Origin of the sequence: Sodalis sp. RH16 (assembly GCF_047324245.1) — a bacterium.
GTDB lineage: Bacteria > Pseudomonadota > Gammaproteobacteria > Enterobacterales > Enterobacteriaceae > Acerihabitans > Acerihabitans ligni.
Map to the genome: position 1 here is coordinate 2,992,296 of NZ_CP178737.1, position 15,080 is coordinate 3,007,375.

At 57.9% G+C, this 15,080-nt stretch carries 15 protein-coding genes; 4 read left to right on the forward strand and 11 right to left on the reverse strand.

Annotation, left to right across the window (positions count from 1 at the left end; translation table 11 throughout):
• Positions 1-229: 229 nt before the first annotated feature.
• From ACL2XJ_RS13740 to ACL2XJ_RS13750, 3 genes are all read right to left on the reverse strand, one after another.
• On the reverse strand, positions 230-1,069 hold the full coding sequence (locus ACL2XJ_RS13740; RefSeq protein ID WP_413726779.1) for an ABC transporter permease: 840 nt from the start codon (positions 1,067-1,069) through the stop codon (positions 230-232).
• On the reverse strand, positions 1,053-1,946 hold the full coding sequence (locus ACL2XJ_RS13745; RefSeq protein ID WP_413726780.1) for an ATP-binding cassette domain-containing protein: 894 nt from the start codon (positions 1,944-1,946) through the stop codon (positions 1,053-1,055). Before ACL2XJ_RS13745 ends, ACL2XJ_RS13740 begins: the two co-directional genes overlap by 17 nt.
• Positions 1,947-2,045: 99 nt before the next feature.
• On the reverse strand, positions 2,046-2,993 hold the full coding sequence (locus ACL2XJ_RS13750) for a choline sulfate utilization transcriptional regulator (RefSeq protein WP_413726781.1): 948 nt from the start codon (positions 2,991-2,993) through the stop codon (positions 2,046-2,048).
• 107 nt (positions 2,994-3,100) lie between these two features.
• Between ACL2XJ_RS13750 and betC the strand changes: the two genes are divergently transcribed.
• From betC to ACL2XJ_RS13770, 4 genes are all read left to right on the forward strand, one after another.
• Positions 3,101-4,645, forward strand: coding sequence for a choline-sulfatase (gene betC / locus ACL2XJ_RS13755; protein ID WP_413726782.1), 1,545 nt, complete (start codon positions 3,101-3,103; stop codon positions 4,643-4,645).
• A 20-nt stretch (positions 4,646-4,665) separates the two neighbouring features.
• Positions 4,666-5,610, forward strand: coding sequence for a choline ABC transporter substrate-binding protein (gene choX / locus ACL2XJ_RS13760; protein ID WP_413726783.1), 945 nt, complete (start codon positions 4,666-4,668; stop codon positions 5,608-5,610).
• A 901-nt stretch (positions 5,611-6,511) separates the two neighbouring features.
• Positions 6,512-6,871: a type II toxin-antitoxin system RelE/ParE family toxin gene (locus tag ACL2XJ_RS13765; protein WP_132923069.1), complete on the forward strand. Its 360-nt coding sequence runs from the start codon at positions 6,512-6,514 to the stop codon at positions 6,869-6,871.
• A 2-nt stretch (positions 6,872-6,873) separates the two neighbouring features.
• Positions 6,874-7,194 carry a helix-turn-helix domain-containing protein gene (locus ACL2XJ_RS13770; RefSeq protein ID WP_413726784.1) on the forward strand — a complete coding sequence of 107 codons (321 nt, stop codon included), beginning with the start codon at positions 6,874-6,876 and terminating at the stop codon, positions 7,192-7,194.
• A gap of 209 nt (positions 7,195-7,403) precedes the next feature.
• Here the strand turns inward: ACL2XJ_RS13770 and ACL2XJ_RS13775 are convergent, their stop codons facing one another.
• From ACL2XJ_RS13775 to ACL2XJ_RS13810, 8 genes are all read right to left on the reverse strand, one after another.
• Positions 7,404-7,604 carry a hypothetical protein gene (locus ACL2XJ_RS13775; RefSeq protein ID WP_132923067.1) on the reverse strand — a complete coding sequence of 67 codons (201 nt, stop codon included), beginning with the start codon at positions 7,602-7,604 and terminating at the stop codon, positions 7,404-7,406.
• On the reverse strand, positions 7,604-9,013 hold the full coding sequence (locus ACL2XJ_RS13780; RefSeq protein ID WP_132923066.1) for a YeiH family protein: 1,410 nt from the start codon (positions 9,011-9,013) through the stop codon (positions 7,604-7,606). The genes ACL2XJ_RS13775 and ACL2XJ_RS13780 overlap by 1 nt, the downstream gene beginning before the upstream one ends.
• Positions 9,014-9,200: 187 nt before the next feature.
• Positions 9,201-9,341, reverse strand: coding sequence for a hypothetical protein (locus ACL2XJ_RS13785; protein ID WP_413726785.1), 141 nt, complete (start codon positions 9,339-9,341; stop codon positions 9,201-9,203).
• A gap of 62 nt (positions 9,342-9,403) precedes the next feature.
• Positions 9,404-10,516 (reverse strand): alkylhydroperoxidase domain protein, encoded by a 1,113-nt coding sequence (locus ACL2XJ_RS13790; protein WP_413726786.1) that lies wholly within the window; start codon positions 10,514-10,516, stop codon positions 9,404-9,406.
• Positions 10,513-11,571, reverse strand: coding sequence for a putative FMN-dependent luciferase-like monooxygenase (locus ACL2XJ_RS13795; RefSeq protein WP_413726787.1), 1,059 nt, complete (start codon positions 11,569-11,571; stop codon positions 10,513-10,515). Before ACL2XJ_RS13795 ends, ACL2XJ_RS13790 begins: the two co-directional genes overlap by 4 nt.
• Positions 11,568-13,244 (reverse strand): dipeptide ABC transporter ATP-binding protein, encoded by a 1,677-nt coding sequence (locus ACL2XJ_RS13800; RefSeq protein WP_413726788.1) that lies wholly within the window; start codon positions 13,242-13,244, stop codon positions 11,568-11,570. The genes ACL2XJ_RS13795 and ACL2XJ_RS13800 overlap by 4 nt, the downstream gene beginning before the upstream one ends.
• A complete protein-coding gene (locus ACL2XJ_RS13805; RefSeq protein ID WP_413726789.1) occupies positions 13,241-14,134 on the reverse strand; it encodes an ABC transporter permease in 894 nt (297 codons plus the stop codon). Before ACL2XJ_RS13805 ends, ACL2XJ_RS13800 begins: the two co-directional genes overlap by 4 nt.
• Positions 14,131-15,075: an ABC transporter permease gene (locus ACL2XJ_RS13810; protein WP_413726790.1), complete on the reverse strand. Its 945-nt coding sequence runs from the start codon at positions 15,073-15,075 to the stop codon at positions 14,131-14,133. The genes ACL2XJ_RS13805 and ACL2XJ_RS13810 overlap by 4 nt, the downstream gene beginning before the upstream one ends.
• Positions 15,076-15,080: the final 5 nt, after the last annotated feature.

The following is a 15,080-nucleotide window of genomic DNA, read 5'->3' on the forward strand; positions in this document are numbered from 1 at the left end:
GGGTAAGTACAAATACTTTTTTTTGCTATGAATTGTCACATCGATATAGGCTAACGGCTTTTGTCTCATAAGGCTTCGGCGAAGCGTCCACTCTTATTAGGACATTTGCCCATTTTCAGGCGAAATTATATACACACTATTTCGAATTTTTTAATGAAATTAATTACTTTAGTTCGCAATAAAATTCATGGTTTTCTCCGGCCGACCTCTTTGGATTCCGGACGACGGATTAAGTCCTGGCATGGTGCGGACGGCTAATCAGACTGGCGGAAAGCCGATCGAGCATCATCGCCAATAGCACCACCACGATGCCGCTTTGCAATCCCTGGCCGATATCCAGCTGCTGTATGCTGGTCAAAACATCATTGCCCAGCCCGCCGGCCCCCACCATGGAAGCGATAATAACCATCGACATGGCCATCATGATGGTTTGATTAACGCCGGCCATAATAGAAGGCAGGGCGTTCGGCAATTGCACTTTCCATAATAATTGCCGTCGGGTGCAGCCAAAAGCCAGGCCGGCCTCGATCAGGCTCTTTTCCACCTGACGGATACCCAAATCGGTTAACCGCACCACCGGCGGCATGGCAAACAGCACGGTGGCGAAAATACCCGGCGGCCGGCCGAGACCGAATAAAATGACGGCGGGAATCAGATAGACAAATGCGGGCATGGTTTGCATGAAATCCAGCATGGGCCTGACGATGGTCCCGGTCCGTTGGCGGCGGGCGATCGTGATACCCAGGGGGATGCCCGCCAGCAGGCTGAAAAGGGTGGAGGAGAGGGTGAGGGCCAGCGTTACCGTGGCATGTTCGCCATAACCGCTGTAGATAATATACAGGGTCGCGGCAGTAGTGAATAACGCAAAACCCACGCCGATGCGCCACAGGCTCACCCCCACCGCGATAGCCATCAGACCCCAGGGCGACAGCCAGCCCAGTCCCTGTTCCAATCCGCCGGCCACGCCATCGATGATCCGGGAGACGGCATCAAAAAACGGACCGCCGTGGGAGAGCAGGTAACGGATGCCGCTGTCGATTTCGGCGCTGAAATCAAAGGGTGTGGTCATGGGCGCCTTCAGTGGCCGGATGGCCGAACGCACCGGCGAAATTTTCCGCCAGCACATAACGGGAGGTATCGATGCCCGAGAAGAAGCGTCGGACGTAAGCATTGGCCGGCGCGTTGATAATCTCTTCGGCGGTGCCTATCTGGATGACTTTTCCCTGTTCCATAATGGCGATGCGGCTGCCGATGCGCAGCGCCTCTTCGATGTCATGGGTGACGAAGATCAGCGTCCGCTGCCGCTGCGCCTGGAGATCCAGCAAGAGATCCTGCATTTCCCGACGGTTGATGGGGTCCAGGGCGGAAAAGGCCTCATCCATTAATAACAGCGTCGGATTAACCGCCAGGGCGCGCGCCAGTCCCACCCGTTGCTGCATGCCGCCGGATAATTGATAGGGCAGTTGCCGCGCTACCTGCGCCAGTCCCACCTGTTCCAGCACCGCCATCGCCTGCCGGTGCCGCTGCCGGACATCGACGCCGGCCAGTTCCAGCCCAAAGGCGGCGTTGTCCAGTACGGTTCGGGTCGGCAGCAGGGCGAAGGATTGAAATACCATGCTCATGTCATGGCGGCGCAGAGCGATGAGCTCAGCGTCGGATAATGCCGACATGGCGGCGCCGTTAAAATAGACTTCTCCGTCGCTTGGGGCAATAAGCCGGTTGACCGTCCGCAGCAGGGTAGACTTTCCCGATCCCGACAGGCCCACCAGCACAAAAATTTCGCCGCGGTTTACCGTCAGGGAAATATCATTCAGGGCCACCGACCAATTATGCCGCGCAAATAACTGTGCCGGGTCCGCCCCCTGTCGCAAATGCGCCAGGGCATTCTGCGCGCCGGGGCCGAATATTTTAAAAAGCCTGTTTATGCTGACCAGAGTTTCACTCATAAAGAATTTCTAATAGCATGACTATTGCCATCGGCACAGGCTATAAGAAAACACGTATCGTCCTATACATTATTATCATATGAGTTATAGCTAAAAAGTTTAAACAAAATTCACGACGGCCGGGGTATTTTCTTCCCGCGGATAAAAGCTTAGCGCCTCCCTTAAAAGCCATTCTTTGACTTTCAGGTTCAAGGGACTGTCACTTTCCGGTATCGGTTGAATTAAATAATAGCCCCGCTCGGTGCGGCACTCCGGCCCGCAGGTCACCAGCTCGCCGCTGGATAAAAACTGATCCACCAGGGGCCGCCAGCCCAATGCCACGCCTTGGCCCTTTATGGCCGCCTGGATAACCAGGGTATAGGCGTTAAACGTCAGCGAGGTGACACCCTCGCCGGGGTCCAAACGCTGCCGGCGAAACCATTCCGTCCAATTGAGCCAGCGGGAGGGGCGGGGATCGGGCAGATTCAGCAGCGGCAGGCGCAGCAGGCTTTCCGCGCTCTCCGGCCGGCCGTGGGCCAGGAAAAATTGCGGGCTGCAGACCGGCACCACCCGTTCAGGAAACAGCTTATCGCTCCGGCAGCCGGGCACCTGCCCGTCGCCAAAAGAGATGGCCAGATGGGCGCTGCTGTCGCGCAGCGAAAATTCATTGGGTGAGGTGGAAATCTGCACATCCACATTGGGAATCAAGCGTTGCAACGGGTCCAGCCGCGGCAGGAGCCAGTAGCCGGCAAAACCCATATCGGTGTCGATACGCAATACATCCCTTTGTATTTTCGACTGAATTTTCTCAATCTGCCGACTGATGCCCTGCAGGCTGGCGCGGACGATTTGATAGAGCTGTTCGCCGGTTTCCGTCAGTACCACGCCGCGGTGACGACGCTCGAATAGGGACGTGCCCAGTTGATTTTCCAGCGCATTGATGCGCTGGCTGACCGCCGGCTGCGAGGAACCTAATTCCAGCGAGGCGGCGGTGAAATTCAAATGCCGCGCCGCCGCTTCAAATACAGCCAATGCCTGTAACGGCGGGAGCCGAGATTTGCCAGACATAACGTCTCCTTATTGACCGATAAGAAAATACCCGGTTCACAGAAAAAAATGTTTGTGCGATAAAAGTACCACTGCCAAGGTGGGTTATTTAAAGCGAATTATTAACTATGCTTAGAAAGAAACCGAATATCGTAATATTAATGGCCGATCAATTGAGCGCCGGAGCGTTATCCGCTTATGGAAATACCGTCAGCCTGACACCGCATATTGATTCTCTCGCGCGGGAGGGCGTAATATTCAATTCGGCTTATTGCAATAGTCCATTATGTGCCCCTTCCCGATCGTCATTAATGACCGGACAATTTATTTCCCATAACGGCGTCTATGATAATGCCGCGGAATTTCGCGCCGAGAATCCGACCTTTTGCCATTATTTACGCCGTGAGGGTTATAAGACCTATCTGTCCGGGAAAATGCATTTTTGCGGCCCCGATCAGTTGCATGGTTTTGATGAACGCCTGACCACCGATATCTATCCGGCGGACTTCGGCTGGACGCCGGACTGGCGCAATCCCCAGCGGCGGTTGGATTGGTATCATAACATGAGCTCGGTGCTGGATGCCGGAGAGTGCATCCGTACCAATCAGCTGGATTTTGATGACGAGGCGCTGTTTTTCGCCCGGCAAAAATTGTTCGATATCGCCCGCCAGGGTAATGAACAGCCGTTTCTGCTGGTGATGTCCCTGACCCATCCCCACGATCCCTTCGCCATACCGCGTCGTTACCTGGAGAGATACCGGGAACAGGACATCGATCTGCCGCGGGTATCGGCCGCGGATGTGGCGGACGATCCTCACTCCCGGCGGCTGCGCAGTATGTATCAGATGACCGACGGCCTGTTGAGCCAACAGCAGATACGCCGGGCACGGCATGCCTATTATGGCGCGCTGGCCTATGTTGACGATCAGTTCGGCCAGATCAAAGAGACCCTGGCGGCTACCGGCCTGGCTGAGGACACCGTCACCATCGTGCTCTCCGATCATGGGGAAATGCTGGGGGAGCGGGGCCTTTGGTACAAAATGAATTTTTATGAAGGCGCGGCGCGTGTTCCCCTTATCGTGCACGCTCCCGGCCGTTTTGCCCCTCGACATATTTCGCAGAACGTGTCGCTGGTGGATGTGCTGCCGACGTTGGTTGAGCTGGCGGCGGGCAGTGCGCCGACGCCGGAACAGAGCGCCGCTCCCCTGGACGGGCGCAGCCTGGTGCCCTATCTAACAGGAGAAACGGGCGGCGATGGCGGCGATAACGTCGCCTACGGCGAATATTTGGCGGAAGGCGCGCTGGCGCCGATTGTCATGATTCGCCGCGGACCGTGGAAATATATCGCCTCCCCCGGCGAACCGGCGCAGTTATACGATATCAGCCGGGACCCGCTGGAGCTGCATAATCTGGCGGCATCCCCCGAATACGGCAATGACATTGCTGGCTTTGAACGGGAGGCGGCGCTGCGCTGGGATCTGGACGCCCTTAACCGGCAGGTGCTGGCCAGCCAGCACAAGCGCTTATTTCTTAATGAAGTCCTGGGGGAAGCGGCGGCATGGGATTACCAGCCGCGCCAGGACGCAGGCCAACGATACATCCGTAATAACCAGACCCTGGATGAGCAGGAGGCGCGGGCGCGCTATCCTCGTCCGTCCTCAACCCGCTCATGATGATTATAACGAGGTATAAAATGCGTGTGTTTTCTGCTGTATTTACTCTGGGGATGTCTCTGGCAGTCGGTCTGCCTATGGCCTATGCCGCCGACAATGCCGACTGCGGCGTAGTGAAGATGTCCGATCCGGGCTGGACCGATATCGGCGCCACCAATGGCGTGGCCGGCGTGCTGCTGGAGGGATTGGGCTATAAACAGCAGGTACAGAATCTCTCCGTGGCCCTGGCCTATCAAGGGCTTAAAACCGGTCAGCTGGATGTGTTTCTCGGTAACTGGATGCCGGCCCAGCGGCCGGTGATATCGAAATTCACCGGCGATGGCTCGGTGCAGGTGCTGGGGGCCAATCTCAACAGCGCCAAGTTCACCCTGGCGGTGCCGGACTACGTAGCCCGGGGCGGCGTGAAGGACTTTGCCGACCTGGCCGGATACGGCGATAAGTTCGATCGCAAAATCTATGGCATCGCCCCCGGCGCGCCGGCCAACCAGAATATCAAGACCATGCTGGATAAGCATGATTTTAACCTGACCGGCTGGACGCTGGTGGAATCCAGCGAAAGCGGCATGCTGGCGCAGGTGGATCGGGCGGTGGCGAAACAGCAGTGGATTGTGTTTCTCGGCTGGGAGCCCCATGCGATGAATACCCATCATAAGCTGGTCTATCTCAGCGGCGGGGATAAATACTTCGGCCCCAATTACGGCAGCGCCACGGTGAATACCGTGACCCGCAAAGACTATAGCGCGTTATGCCCTAACGCCGGCCGGCTGTTCAGCCAGCTGACGTTTACCGTGGATTTGGAAAATGTGCTCATCAAGCGCGCACTGGATGATAAACAAACCCCCCGCGATGCCGCGCGCGAGGAGCTCAAGCAGCATCCGGAGCTGTTGTCCCGCTGGCTGGACGGCGTCACCACCCTCCAGGGGCAGCCGGGCCTGGCGGCGGTACGGCAGTCGCTGGCGCTGTAGATCTTTTACATGAACCCCGATAGGGCTCGGTATAACATTGGTGTGTATCCCACCCTAGCCAAGCGCTTGATTATATCTGGCGCTTGGTATGTTTATTATTATATGATTCGATAGGATAAATTTTTTAACTTGAGGCGATCAAATTATATTATTGGACTTTAAAGCCAGACAGCGACAGTCCGACAAGATCACAAATATGATTTATATTATTGCGTTTCTAAAACTTTGAAACACAGTGATCCCGCCATTTGAAACCGCCGCTGCGCTGGCCCAATCGGGCATTTATTCAGCCCGCCCACGGCGGACTAAGCTAAACTCACTCTTTTCCGGTAAACGCCGAATAGCGCCGCTGGGCTAGGATACCTGGCTGAAGCAGTCATGCCAGGACCGGTTTGGAAATAAACAGAAATTATCCGTTATTTATCGAGCCGTTCATTAGTTTGAAAACCAAGCCAAAAAAGACAGGAACATTCAATTCAAACATGACCATTTTCGTCAAACATAATTACCTTAGAGATATTATTCCCATTATTAAAAATTTAAATTTAGAAATAATTATATGCTCAAAAATTTAAATCCATCATTTTTTTATGATAATTTAATATGGTGTAATAATTAAAAATTTTCATCATTAAAAATTAATTTTAAGTTAAATTTTGCTTTATGATATAAGAAATTCCTAGTGTTTAAGGGCATAAGTGGATCATTTTAAAACAAATTAATATATTGAAAATATTACCTATTGATCAATTTTCGCTAATGCTACTAATTCAATGGTAGGATTTTTTTTGATAATGATAATTCACTGCATCAAAAGAATAACTTGTTTTATCAGCTCTGCTCCCACGATGGCTTCCCCTGATTTCTTTACTTGCCTTCTATATCTGAACAGGTATAATTTATGACTCATAAACGTAAAATCCTCTATTGGGAGGGCTCTTCGAAAAGAGATTTCAAAACCTTCCCGGTTTCCGTCCAAAAGGACATGGGCATCGGATTGTTTGTGGTGCAGTTGGGCCAAACTCCCGAGTCGGTAAGATCTTGGAAAGGGCTCGGTCCGGGAGTCTACGAGCTGGTAGGTGACCACCGAGGCGATACATTTCGGGCTGTTTACACATTACGGATCAAAGAGGCAATACATGTTTTGCACGCATTTCAAAAGAAATCAAAGTCCGGCATCGCCACGCCGCGGCCGGATGTGGAACTGATCGAAAAAAGGTTTAAGGCAGTACTCACTCGCTATGCGGAGGACAGGAGATAGTGATGACCAACAAAAGCCATGCTCAAGGTTCTGATAATGTATTGTTTGATCTTGGATTTGAAGACGCGGAAGAACTATCGGCAAAAGCGGCGCTGGCGATTAAACTCAACGAATTAATCAAAAAGAGAGGCCTTAGTCAGGTGGAAGCTGCCGAAATAACCGGTATGACTCAGCCTAAGATATCTCAGGTTCGCCGTTATAAGCTGCAAAACATTTCTCTGGAAAGGCTCATGCAGGCTCTGGTGTCGTTTGACCAGCATGTGGAGATCAGCGTCCAGCCCGCGCGCCAGGCTTATGCCGCCGGTATTACGGTTGCGGCATGACGGAAACGGACCTTAAGCATCGCATCTAACCGTGGTGTAGATATATCCATTTTGAAGGCTCGGATTGACGAATCAAGTGAATTTATTTATATCCTTTATCATCTTGCTGCCGCACAAACCCCCGGCGAAGTGACCGTGTTTAGAATGGTGAAACAACCGGTGGACTATCAGCAGCGATATCAGCCCGCACGCGGCGGGCTAAGCTAAGCTCACTCTTTTCCGGCAAACGCCGGGCAGCTATCGTTCGGCGACACCAGCCGATCGTGGCGGCGGCATAACCGCGAATCGCCGATGCTGGCGCCGAAGGCCGATCCCAGCATGGCGAGGCCGGGTATCAGCTGCTCGGTTCCGCCGCGATCCCGCAGGCAAAAGCGGCAGTGTTCGCAGCGACGTTCGGCGGGGGTGTTCATCAGGAATTACCCAGCTGATTCCAGAAATCCGCGAAGACATGCACCGACAGGAAATAGCCCAGCAGCACGTTGATTACCACGCCGACGGTAAACGCCCAGAACGGGCGCAGGCCGGTGCTGGTCAGGCTGGCAAAGCGGGTGCTCAGGCCGATGCTCAGGAAGCAGAAAATAAAGGCCCAGGTGCGCAGCGCGGTAATCGGCGCGATAAAGGCCGGGGTGACGGTGGTGCGGTATTCAGCCAGGGAGTAATGGCTGCTCAGCCAGGTGACGAACACCGAAGCCACGACGAACCCGATCACGAATTTCGGGAAACGCCGCCAGATTTCCCCGGAACCGGCTCTGGCGCTGACGGTGCCATCTTCACCGCGCCACCAGGTGGTGGCCACGATGGCCAGGGCGAAGGCCCAGATGCCGATCCAGATATCCCGGCCGATAACCTTCATCAGGGTAAAAGCCTGCACGGCGGCATCGGGATTGCCGGCAATGGCGCCCCCAGAGTGGGCGGCAAAATCACTGTAGGTTTGTGCGGCGGCGATGCCGGCGGCATCGGCGAACTCCGAGGTGCCTATCCAGGCGCCGGCCACGCCGGTGGACAGTCCCAGCGCCCGGGAGATAAACGGCAGCGCCAGCAGCGATACGATGGCCCAGATGATCACCAGGGAGATGGCGACGGAAGCCTGTTCCCGTTTGGCTCGCACGGCACCCGCCACGGCAATGGCCGCGGATACGCCGCACACCGCGCCGCCGACGCCCAGTACGGCGGCGAAGCGGTTTTCCAGACCGAGCAAGCGGCCGGTGATAAAAATGGCGAAAAAGGTCACCAGGGAGACAATGGCCGCCTGGCCTATGGCCACCGGTCCGGCCCATTGAATCAGCGTCAGCGGCAGCGTCGCCCCCAACAGCACGATACCGATTTTGATGTAATATTCCACCCGTAGACTGCGCGCCAGCCAGTCCGGAATTTGCCAGATATTGGATACCACCAGCCCTAATACCAGCGCCAGCAACGGCGGTTCGAGGTTATAACGAGACGCACTGGCCCAGGCGCCGAGCTGGAAAATAAAGACCGAAACAATAAACAGGACAGTGAAGCCGCCGAGGAATTTTCGGCTGTCATGTCCGATAATGGCGCTGCTGATGGTTAATAATACCGCCCATACCAGATAGAGGCCGCCTAATGCCGGCAAGCGGCGCAGTAAATCGGCGCCGGCTTCACCCAGCGTGGTCCATTTGGTCGGCCCGGTGGCCAGCCATTTCAGGCTGCCGCCCTGGGAAAAAAGAATATACGCGGCGCTGATTAATATCAGCGCCAGGAAAATCGACCACCAATCCTCCTGCTGCCACCAGCGGGAAGAGGACCGCCCGTCAGGTGATTTTATTACCACGTCGCTGCTTTCACTTGTGCTCATGATTTTGCCTCTATTATGCCTTGCCGAATGGAGAAAAATATTTTTTTAACTTTTTATGCTTTGAAGAGAAAATAGCGAAATTGATACCCCGAGGATATTATCTTTCTGTTATGGGTAATAACCATTTAATCTATAATATGCAGCCGGTAAGCAGCTCTTATTTATGCAGGCAAATAACCGGCATGTTTTAATACGTAAATTGCATTACGTTAGATAAAATACAGCTATGATTGGCCTTCTCGCGCGTCAAGCATGTTGCCATTGCCATTGCCATTGCCATTGCCATTGCCATTGCCATTGCCATTGCCATTGCCATTGCCATTGCCATTGCCATTGCCTATGGCAGATTGGCTGTAATAAAACGCCGGAAAATTTTTATATTGCCGATACTTATTTCTCAAAGGGTTCTCCCAGTGTCAGCATTAAACGATTGGCCCAGGCGAAAAAGGCGGTGGCTTGTACCAGATCCAGCAATTCCAGATCGCCTAACCCCAACTCCCGCAGCCGGGCGATATGCTCCGGCGCGGCCACGGCGGGGGTGGCGGACAACGCCGCGGCAAAATCGATTTCCGCCTGCCAGCGGGGGGATTGGCCGGCGCTCAATTTGCCCCCTGGCGGCGTGTCCAGCAGGCGCTGGATGTCATCCGGCTGTTTGGATAATTGGGCGGCTTTGCGGGCATGCACCGAGGCGCAGTATATGCAGCCGTTGACTTTGCTGGCCACCGCCGCCGCCAGTTCCCGTTCCTGGCGCGCCAGGCCGCCGGCGGTATAGAAGATGCCTTTATCGGTGAGGGTGCGTTGCTCCAGGACAGGCAGATTGCGGCCGAGCAGGCGGAAATAATCGGAATCGGCATGGCCATTGTGTTCAAGGGTCGCCTGTTGCTGCAAGGTGAATTCCTTCAGCGGCTTGGCGGCCAGCCACGGCTCCCAGCCCAGCTCCCGTTGGGTAAATGCATGGGGCGCGGGACGGCCGCCGTGGGTGGCGCCGACGGTACGCCAGGCGGCTGCGCCCACCGGCAGAGGCAGGGGGTTGTCCACGGGCTGTCCGGCTATCAAACGATAACCCCTCAGCAGTCGGCTCTGGAAGCTGACATAGGCCACCAACTGGGACAAGGTGACAATGGCATCCGGCCCCCAGCCCGCCCGGCGCAGCTCTTCCAGATGCGCCGGCGTGGCGGCGGAGGGATGGCGGCTGAGCCGTTCGGCGTGATGTAACGCGCTTTGCAGCCGGGAGCCGCCGGTACCCGGATCGGGGTTGGACAGACGACCGGCATAATGTGCGGTCAAACGGCTGTCTTCATGCCACTCAGCTACCTGGCGCGCCACCGCCAGCCGGTCCGGCAAGCTAAAATCTATGCCGTCGTCGGCGAACAGCGCCAGATAGCTGCCCTGAATATGCTGGGTCGCCGCATCGCGGGTAATGCGCGCCGCCGCCAGCGGCGAGTCCGGCGCAATGTTTGCCAGCCGATCGAGCAGATCCGCTGCCGTTAGGGTATGTGTCATCTGATGTCCTCAGGTAAAGGGTCGGTGCGGGGCGGCGTCAACTCCGTCGCGGGGCGTTGTCGTATCCATCCCAATGCGGGCGCTACCTGCCGGGCAATCAGTTCAATGGATCGCAGGATATAAGAATGGGGCGGATCGATGGAGTGCACCTGGAACGCCAGGTCTGTGACCCGCGACAAGGTGCTGTCCCGTTGCAGGGAGGCCAGTACCTGTTCGGCGCTGCCGAGATGGACGTCAAACGCGGCGATAAAATCATCAAGCCGGTCGCCGGCAAGGGGTTGTCCGTTGGCGCGGGCATTTTCCGCCTGGCGGCGCAGTCCCGCTTCCGCCAGCTGCCGGGCCTGTTGGGGATTGTCGGTGACAAAGGCGGTGCGTGACCCGAGAATGCGCGGCGTCGCCCCGGCGGGCAGGGCATCAAGGTAGGCATCGATAATGGGATTCTGGATTTCGTCCAGGGGTAAATCGAGGCTATCGGCGGGACGCGGCTGGGTGCGGGATAACATCAGCCCGTCGCCGGCGGTTCCGGCGCGGGCGGCGCCGTCAACGGAGAAAGTGGCCTGCCATACCCGGCGGGCCAACTGCGGGGCCGGAGGATAGAGGCGGTTGCCGCCGTCGCTCAAGGTCTCGTTGCGCCAGGCCGATCGCAGGATGGCAAGATTGTCGGCATAGGCGGCGGCGCGTTCGTCGCTGAGCAGGCCGAACGGCGGGAAAGAGGACGGCGTGCCGCCGGACCCGAGTCCGACTTCCAGGCGTCCCTCCGCCAGCAGGTCAAGTACCGAGGTATCTTCCGCTACCCGCAGCGCCAGCTCCATCGGCAGGGTAATGACGCCGGTACCCAGGCGGATATGCCGGGTCCGCGCCGCCACATGGGCCAGAAACACCAGCGGCGCCGGCAGGCCGCCTTCGTCTTCATGGAAGTGATGCTGGGCCACCCAGGCGGTATCAAAACCCTGCGCCTCGGCATGGATAATCTGCTCCGCCGCCAGCAGGTAGCGCTGCCGCGGAGCGGCTTTATCCAGCAGGCGGGTGAAAAAACCTAAACGCTTAGCCGTCATGCATCGGTCCTCGATTGCCGCGGCGCGGGAAGGAGGGTTCCGCCCCGGCCGGGAATGGCGTTGATTAGCTCCCGGGTATAGTCCGCCCCGGGATGGTCGAATATGTCGGCTACCGGACCGCAATCCACCTGCCGGCCCTTGAACAGGACCGAAACGCTGTGTGAGATTTGCCGCACCGTGGCCAGGTCATGGGAGATAAAGACGTACGTGAGCCCCAGCTCGGTTTGCAGATGCTGCAACAGCGCCAATATCTGCCCCTGTACGGTGACGTCCAGCGCCGATGTCGCTTCATCCAGCACCAGGATCTGCGGCTGCAGCACCAGGGCCCGGGCAATGGCCACCCGCTGCCGCTGTCCGCCGGATAATTCCCGTGGCCGGCGCGCCAGCAACGCCAAAGGCAGCGCGACGCGGTCGGCCGTCTCTTCCACCCGGCGCCGCCGTTCCGCCGGGGAGAGGGGGGCGAAGTTGCGCAAGGGCTCCTCGATTATCCTAAACAGGGTATAGGATGGATCGAGCGAGCCGAACGGGTTCTGGTAGACCAACTGGATTTTTTGACGAAACTGCCGCAGGGACTCGCCCTTAAGGCGGGCAATGTCAATGCCGTCAATGAGCACTCTACCTGCATCCGGCCGTTGAAAGCCGAGCAGAATGCGTGCCAAAGTGGTCTTGCCCGAACCGGACTCCCCCACCAGCGCATGGGTAGTGCCGCGTTCCACCACAAAGGACACCCGGTCCACCGCTCGCACTTCACCGCCCCCGCCGAGGCGGAAATTTTTAGCCGCTTCCTCCACCCGGATGATGGGCGCCGCGGCGTGCAGCCGATGCGGCTGGATGCGCGTTACGGCGGCAAGGGCCGGCGCATCGGCGAACAGTTGCCGGGTATAGGCGCTGGCCGGTGCCCGCAGCACGTCGGCGGTGCTGCCCTGTTCCTGTACCCGCCCGTGACGCAATACCAGCAGTCGGTCGGCCCGTTCGGCCGCCACCGCCAGATCGTGGGTCACCAATAATACCGCGGTGCCATACTCCCGACGCAGTTCGTCAATAAGGTCAAGGATCCGTTTTTGCACCGTGACATCCAGGGCGCTGGTGGGTTCGTCGGCAATGATCAGCGCCGGCTGCAGCGCGACGGCAATGGCAATCAGCACCCGCTGCTTCATACCGCCGGAAAGCTCATGGGGATACTGGCCGGCCCGTTGCGCCGGATGGGATAAGCCGACCCGGGTCAGCAGTTCGATCACTTTGGCATCCCTCTCCCGGCGGGGCAGGCGGCGGTGGATATCGAGAATTTCCGCCACCTGGCTGCCGATGGTCTTCACCGGGTTAAGGGAGCTGGAAGGATCCTGCGGTATCAGGCTGATGCCCACGCCGCGCAGCGCATCGAGCCGGCGTTGCGGCCAGCGGCTGATATCGGCCCCGTTCAGACGGATGGTTCCCCGCTCCCGCCGGCCGTTTTCCGCCAACAGGCCGATAATGGCCTGGGCGGTGGTGGTTTTGCCGGACCCGGACTCTCCCACCAGCGCCAGCACCTCACCGGGATAAAGGCGAAAGGAGACGTCATGCACCACGCGCCGCTGTTCGCCGCCGCTGCGATAGGCAATACAAAGATCCTGTAGCTCCAGCACCGGTTCACGTTGGGGAATCAACGTGTCGGATCGCGCTAATAACAGGCTCATCGATGGCTCCTGGCGAATGAATGGCTGATTCGATTGGCGGCAAGCACCACCAGCACCACCACCAGGCCGGGGAAAGTGGTCAGCCACCAGGCGGTGGAAATGTAATTCCGGCCTTCGGCAATCAATAAACCCCATTCCGGCGTCGGCGGCGGGGTGCCGTAGCCCAGGAAACTCAGGGTGGAAATAGCCAGGATGGCATTGCCGAACTGCAGGGCGGAAAATGCCGTTACCGAGGTCAGGGAGTTGGGCAGGATATGGCGCCACAGCACGGCGGCAAAGGTGCCGCCGCTGCCGTAGGCGGCTTCCACATAGTCGCTGTGCCGCACCCGCACCACTTCCGCCCGGGCGAGGCGGGCGAAGTTGGCGATGGAGGTGATGCCTACGGCGATAGCCGCATGGACGGTACCGAAGCCCAGTAGGATAATAATGCTTAGGGAGAGCAGCAGGCCGGGTATGGACAGTAGAACATCAATAAAACGCATAATCAGGCTGTCGGTGCCCCGTCCCGCCGCGCCGGCAATGACCCCAAGGGCGGTGCCGGCCGTCAGCCCGAGCGCCACCGCCACCAGCGCGCCGGAGAGAGACCAGGCCGCGCCGTAAACGATGCGGGCGTACAGATCGCGCCCCAGCTGATCGGTGCCGAGCCAGTGACCGGCCGCCGGCGCCAGCCGCTGTGCGCCGGCAATGCCGTCGGTGCCGCTGTAAGGGGTGAAAAGTCCGGGGGCAAGGGCCCACAGAATCACCACTGCCATCACCAGCCAGGACAGCGCCAGGCCGGGCTGCCAGCGGAATAACCGGGGGCGGCGACGGGGTGGGGTTACAGCCTCGGGCGGCGGAGAGGCCGAAGGCGATGGCGATGGCGTTTGGGTGTTCAGCGGCAGACTGCTCATAGGGCGGCTCCGGCGGGCATTTTAAGTCGGGGATCAAGGAGGGGATACAGCAGATCCACCAGCAGGTTGATGACCACAAACGCCGTGGCGGAAATCACCACAATGGCCTGCAGCACCGCCACGTCCTGGTTGTTCACCGCCTGTTGGGTCAACTGGCCCAGGCCGCTCAGGCCGAACACCGTTTCGGTTATCAAGGCGCCGGCGATCAGCTCGCCGAACAGCAAGCCGGCGATGGTGAGCGCCGGCAGCACCGCATTGCGCGCCACATGCCGCCAGAGCACGCCGGCCCGGCTGGCGCCCTTGGCCCGAGCCACCGCGACGAACGGCAGGGTTTGGACCTCATCGATACTGCGAATCAGGATTTGCGCCAGGGGCGCGCAAATCGGCACCGCCAGGGTCAGAATGGGCAATATCAGCCCTGCCCATTCGCCGGGGTTGATAACCGGCACCCATTTGAGCCGAAATGAGAACACCTGAATCAGCACAATGCCCAGCCAGAAGGTGGGAACCGAAATAAACATGGAGGGCAGGGCATGCCATATTCCCCTCAGCCAGCGGACGGAAGTCAGTCCGGCCAGCAATGCCATGCCGCCCGCCAATATCGCCGCCAGCAGAAAACCGCACACCGCCAACCGTAGGGTAGGGGGGAGATTGGTGGTCAGTAATTGCGCCACCGGCACCCCGGTCTGTACGGAGTAACCGAAATCACCGCGGATAAAATCCACCAAGGTGTGCAGATATTGCCGCCATAGCGGCGCATCGGCGCCATAGACGGCGCGCATATCGGCGATCTGTGCCGGACTGAGGCCCATGTCCGGATTCTGGAACTTGATCAGAATAGCGTCGCCGGGCAGGACCTGCAGCAGGAAAAAAGAGAGGGTGAACGCCGCCCAGAGCACCAGCAGGGCCTGTCCCAGGCGAGCGTACAGATAACGATGCATACTCT

What these genes read in the sequence shown, in the direction of transcription:
- ACL2XJ_RS13740 (WP_413726779.1), bottom strand. Translation starts at nt 1,069, where the DNA reads ATGACCACACCCTTTGATTTCAGCGCCGAAATCGACAGCGGCATCCGT.
- ACL2XJ_RS13745 (WP_413726780.1), bottom strand. Translation starts at nt 1,946, where the DNA reads ATGAGTGAAACTCTGGTCAGCATAAACAGGCTTTTTAAAATATTCGGC.
- ACL2XJ_RS13750 (WP_413726781.1), bottom strand. Translation starts at nt 2,993, where the DNA reads ATGTCTGGCAAATCTCGGCTCCCGCCGTTACAGGCATTGGCTGTATTT.
- betC (WP_413726782.1), top strand. Translation starts at nt 3,101, where the DNA reads ATGCTTAGAAAGAAACCGAATATCGTAATATTAATGGCCGATCAATTG.
- choX (WP_413726783.1), top strand. Translation starts at nt 4,666, where the DNA reads ATGCGTGTGTTTTCTGCTGTATTTACTCTGGGGATGTCTCTGGCAGTC.
- ACL2XJ_RS13765 (WP_132923069.1), top strand. Translation starts at nt 6,512, where the DNA reads ATGACTCATAAACGTAAAATCCTCTATTGGGAGGGCTCTTCGAAAAGA.
- ACL2XJ_RS13770 (WP_413726784.1), top strand. Translation starts at nt 6,874, where the DNA reads ATGACCAACAAAAGCCATGCTCAAGGTTCTGATAATGTATTGTTTGAT.
- ACL2XJ_RS13775 (WP_132923067.1), bottom strand. Translation starts at nt 7,604, where the DNA reads ATGAACACCCCCGCCGAACGTCGCTGCGAACACTGCCGCTTTTGCCTG.
- ACL2XJ_RS13780 (WP_132923066.1), bottom strand. Translation starts at nt 9,013, where the DNA reads ATGAGCACAAGTGAAAGCAGCGACGTGGTAATAAAATCACCTGACGGG.
- ACL2XJ_RS13785 (WP_413726785.1), bottom strand. Translation starts at nt 9,341, where the DNA reads ATGGCAATGGCAATGGCAATGGCAATGGCAATGGCAATGGCAATGGCA.
- ACL2XJ_RS13790 (WP_413726786.1), bottom strand. Translation starts at nt 10,516, where the DNA reads ATGACACATACCCTAACGGCAGCGGATCTGCTCGATCGGCTGGCAAAC.
- ACL2XJ_RS13795 (WP_413726787.1), bottom strand. Translation starts at nt 11,571, where the DNA reads ATGACGGCTAAGCGTTTAGGTTTTTTCACCCGCCTGCTGGATAAAGCC.
- ACL2XJ_RS13800 (WP_413726788.1), bottom strand. Translation starts at nt 13,244, where the DNA reads ATGAGCCTGTTATTAGCGCGATCCGACACGTTGATTCCCCAACGTGAA.
- ACL2XJ_RS13805 (WP_413726789.1), bottom strand. Translation starts at nt 14,134, where the DNA reads ATGAGCAGTCTGCCGCTGAACACCCAAACGCCATCGCCATCGCCTTCG.
- ACL2XJ_RS13810 (WP_413726790.1), bottom strand. Translation starts at nt 15,075, where the DNA reads ATGCATCGTTATCTGTACGCTCGCCTGGGACAGGCCCTGCTGGTGCTC.